Below are 3,962 nucleotides of genomic sequence, written 5' to 3'. Positions count from 1 at the left end.
GGCGCCATGGATGGCGCCATCGAGCCCCCATGGATGGGTTTACGGCGTGTCCTGCCTACCCACACCGCCCCGCCATCCCACGGAATACCCGCTTCTGCCGTTGCTGTTGCTCTGGCCTCGGCAGGTGCAGGGCTGCAAGCCCTGCCGCACCCCCTTACCGCACTTGCTCCTGCTTGCGAACGATCGCCATCGCGATCTCCAGCGACTGCTCGTAGTTCAACCGCGGGTCCACCGTCGAACGGTAGGCGCGCTCCAGGTCACGTTCGGTCAGTTCGCGCGCGCCACCGGTGCACTCGGTCACGTCCTCACCGGTCAGCTCCAGGTGCACACCGCCCAGTCGCGTACCTGCGGCCGCGTGCAGATCGAACGACATCTCCACTTCGCCACGCACGTTGTCGAAGCGGCGTGTCTTGAAACCATTGGCAGTGCTTTCGGTGTTGCCATGCATCGCATCGCACACCCACAGCACGCGGCGGCCATCGCGCTTGACCGCATCCAGCAGCGGCGGCAGCTTCTCGGCGATCTGCGCTGCACCCATGCGGTGAATGAAGCTCAGTCGACCCGGCTCGTCATGCGGGTTGAGCACATCAATCAGGCGCAGCAGCTGGTCCGGCGTCACTGACGGGCCGACCTTGATCGCAATCGGGTTGCGCACGCCACGCAGGTATTCCACGTGCGCGCCATCGAGTGCGGCCGTGCGCATGCCGATCCACGGGTAATGCGTGCTCAGGTTCAACCAGCCCTGCTGGCGCGGCACCTGGCGGGTCAGCGCCTGCTCGTAGGGCAACAGCAGTGCTTCATGCGAGGTGTAGAAATCGATGCGGTTGAGGTTGTGAACGCGGGCCCCGGCCAGGGTCTCCATGAAGTGCACCGCATCGCCGATCGACGCCACCATTTTCTGGTAGTCGGCGGCCAACGGCGAATGGCTCACCCATTCCAGGTTCCAGTACTCGGGGTGGTGCAGGTCGGCGAAACCGCCGTCGATCAGCGCACGCACGAAGTTCATGGTCATCGCCGAGTGCGCGTGGGCCTGCAGCATCCTCTTCGGATCCGGCAGCCGCGCCGCTTCGGTGAACGCCGGCGCGTTGATGACATCACCGCGGTAGCTGGGCAGGGTCACGCCGTCGCGGGTCTCGGTATCGGCCGAACGTGGCTTGGCGTACTGGCCGGCGAAACGGCCGACGCGGATCACCGGCTGGCGCAGGCCATGCACCAGCACCAGGCTCATCTGCAGCAGCACCTTCAGCCGGTTGGAAATGGTGCCCGATTCGCAGTCGCTGAAGTTCTCCGCGCAGTCGCCGCCCTGCAGCAGGAAGCGCTTGCCTTCCTGCGCCTCGGCCAGCTGCTGCTTCAGCGCCAGGATCTCCCAGGAAGTCACCAGCGGCGGCAGCCGCTTCAGCTCGTGCAGGGCGGCGTCCAGCGCCACCGGGTCCGGGTAGGTCGGCATCTGCAGCGCGGTCTTGCCACGCCAGCTCTCCGGCGACCAGGCGGCGCCAGTGGCGGCTGCGGCGGGATCGGGCACGGGCGGAACGGCGGACAGGCTCATTGCAGACTTCCGGGATGGGGGGCGGTCATGGTCGCAGAGCCAGCCGCTGACGCAAAGGGCCGGTCCGGCCTACCGGCTCGCCTGAACGGCAGAGAAAGGCCGACGCCAGCGGCCAGATCCTGCATGGTCAGCCGCCCGGGACAGGCGCATGATTTGTTACGGAGTAACACTTCAATGTCATGGACCGGCCCCTTCCACATCCAGCCGCCACCTCTCCCACCATGAAGCCCTCGCCCCTCGCTACCGGCATCACCTTCGCCCTGGCCCTGGCCAGCCTGCCCGCCTTCGCCTCGGCAGCCGACGCCCCCGCTTCGTCCGTCAAGGATCTGGATGCGGTCACCGTCCACGCCCAGCTCGACCAGGCCCGCAACACGCTGTCGCCGGACATCGGCAGCAGCCAGTACCAGATCACCGCCGAGGACATCCAGAAGCAGCCGCTGGGCGCCTCCGCGCCGCTCAGCCAGGTGCTGCTGCAGGCACCCGGCGTGGTCCAGGATTCCTATGGCGGCGTGCACGTGCGCGGCGACCACGCCAACCTGCAGTACCGGATCAACGGCGTACTGCTGCCCGAATCGATCTCCGGCTTCGGCCAGACCCTGGATGCGCGCACCATCAAGAGCATCCGCCTGATGGACGGCGCGTTGCCGGCGCAGTTCGGCGAGCGCACCGCGGCGGTGGTCGACATCACCACCCGCAATGGCGCCGAGCTGGGCAACGGTGGCAGCGCCGGACTGACCACCGGCTCGTTCGGCAAGGTGAACCCGAATGCCTCCTGGTGGGGCAACCAGGGACGCTGGAGCTGGTTCCTGACCGGCAACTACGACCAGAACGAAGTCGGCCTGGAGAATCCGACCAGCTCGCGCAAGCCGCTGCACGACGATACCCACCAGGGCAAGGCCTTCGCCGACCTGACCTACCTGGTCAACGAGAACACCCGCCTGAGTGTGTTCGCCGGTTTCGCCAACAACCGTTTCCAGATTCCGGTCAATCCAGGGCAGACGCCGCAGTTCGGTTACCTGGACACCACCACCTTCGATTCCAGCCAGCTGGATGAGACCCAGCGCGAGACCACCCGCTTCGGCATGCTGGTACTGCAGGGCACGCTGGGCAGCACCGCCTACCAGCTGTCCGCCGGGCAGCGCTACAGCGATTTGGCGTTCAATCCGGACGTCGTCGGCGATCTGGTGTTCAGTGGCGTCGCCTCGCAGGTGCAGCGCAGCAACCGTGCCAACACCCTGCAGGCCGACTTCTCCACACCACTGGGCAACGACCACACGCTGCGCTACGGCTTGTACGGCAACTACGAGAACGCACGGGCCAGCAGCAACAGCTGGGTGTTCCCGGTTGATGACGGCGGCCAGCAGTCCAGCACCACGCCGCTGCTGATTCCTGACCACAGCGCCTTCCATGCCAGCACGCTGGCGTTGTACGTACAGGATGAGTGGAAAATCGGCGACGACTGGACCGTCAACTACGGTCTGCGCGGTGACCGCTACAAGGCCTTCGGCCGCACCGAGGGCCAGCTCAGCCCGCGCGTGGGCGTGGTCTGGAATGCCAGCGACAGCACCACCGTGCATGCCGGCTATTCGCGCTATTTCACGCCACCGGCCAGTGAACTGATCGCCAGCAGCGACATCGCCCTGTACGACGGCACCACCAACCAGCAGCCCAGCGGCGGCAACAACACGCCGCTGGCCGAGCGTAGCGACTACTACGACATCGGCGTCTCGCAGCAGCTGGGTGAACACCTGACCCTGGGCCTGGATGCGTACGACCGCCGCGTCGCCCGCCTGCAGGACGAAGGCCAGTTCGGCGCCGCCTACATCTACTCGACCTTCAACTACCGCCGCGGACACATCCGTGGCCTGGAGTTCAGTGCCGACTTCAGCAACGGCCCGTTCAGTGCCTACTTCAATGCGGCGCTGAACAAGGCCATCGGTACGGATGTCATCACCAGCCAGTACAACCTCGATCCCGAGGCGCTGGCCTATGTTGCCAACCACTGGATCCACCTGGACCACGACCAGAAGCTGACCTCGTCGGGTGGCCTCAGCTACGCCTTCGCCGGGCACAACCGGATCGGGGCCAACTACGTGTTCGGCAGTGGCCTGCGTTCGGACATCGAGGGCGTACCCAACGGTGACGAGCTGCCGTCCTACCTGCAGGTGAACCTCAGCGCCGGGCACGACTTCAACGTCGACAGCGGCCATCCACTGCATGTGCAGCTGGCGGTGATCAGCGCGCTGGACCGCAGCTACCAGCTGCGCGATGGCGGTGGCGTCGGCGTGTTCGCCCCGCAATGGGGACCGCGCCGCGGCGCCTACCTGAGCCTGCAGCAGGATTTCTGAGATAGTGCCGGCCGCTGGCCTACGTGGCTGCCCTGGCGGCCAGTCTGCTGCTGGCGGTGCAGGTCACC

The 3,962-nt window shown here is 66.3% G+C and carries 2 protein-coding genes; one reads left to right on the top strand and one right to left on the bottom strand.

The window, feature by feature from the left end; all coding sequences use genetic code 11:
• Positions 1-154: 154 nt before the first annotated feature.
• The gene (locus R1L06_RS20370) at positions 155-1,546 is read right to left on the bottom strand and encodes a class II 3-deoxy-7-phosphoheptulonate synthase (protein WP_032129763.1); all 1,392 of its coding nucleotides are present in this window, start codon (positions 1,544-1,546) and stop codon (positions 155-157) included.
• A 221-nt stretch (positions 1,547-1,767) separates the two neighbouring features.
• Here R1L06_RS20370 and R1L06_RS20365 point away from each other — a divergent pair, with 221 nt between their 5' ends.
• A complete protein-coding gene (locus tag R1L06_RS20365; RefSeq protein WP_317218587.1) occupies positions 1,768-3,894 on the top strand; it encodes a TonB-dependent receptor in 2,127 nt (708 codons plus the stop codon).
• The last annotated feature ends 68 nt before the right edge of the window (positions 3,895-3,962 follow it).

Origin of the sequence: Stenotrophomonas mexicanensis, assembly GCF_032911605.1 — a bacterium.
In the GTDB taxonomy this organism is placed as follows: domain Bacteria; phylum Pseudomonadota; class Gammaproteobacteria; order Xanthomonadales; family Xanthomonadaceae; genus Stenotrophomonas; species Stenotrophomonas maltophilia_A.
This window is presented reverse-complemented; position numbering and strand designations above follow the sequence as displayed.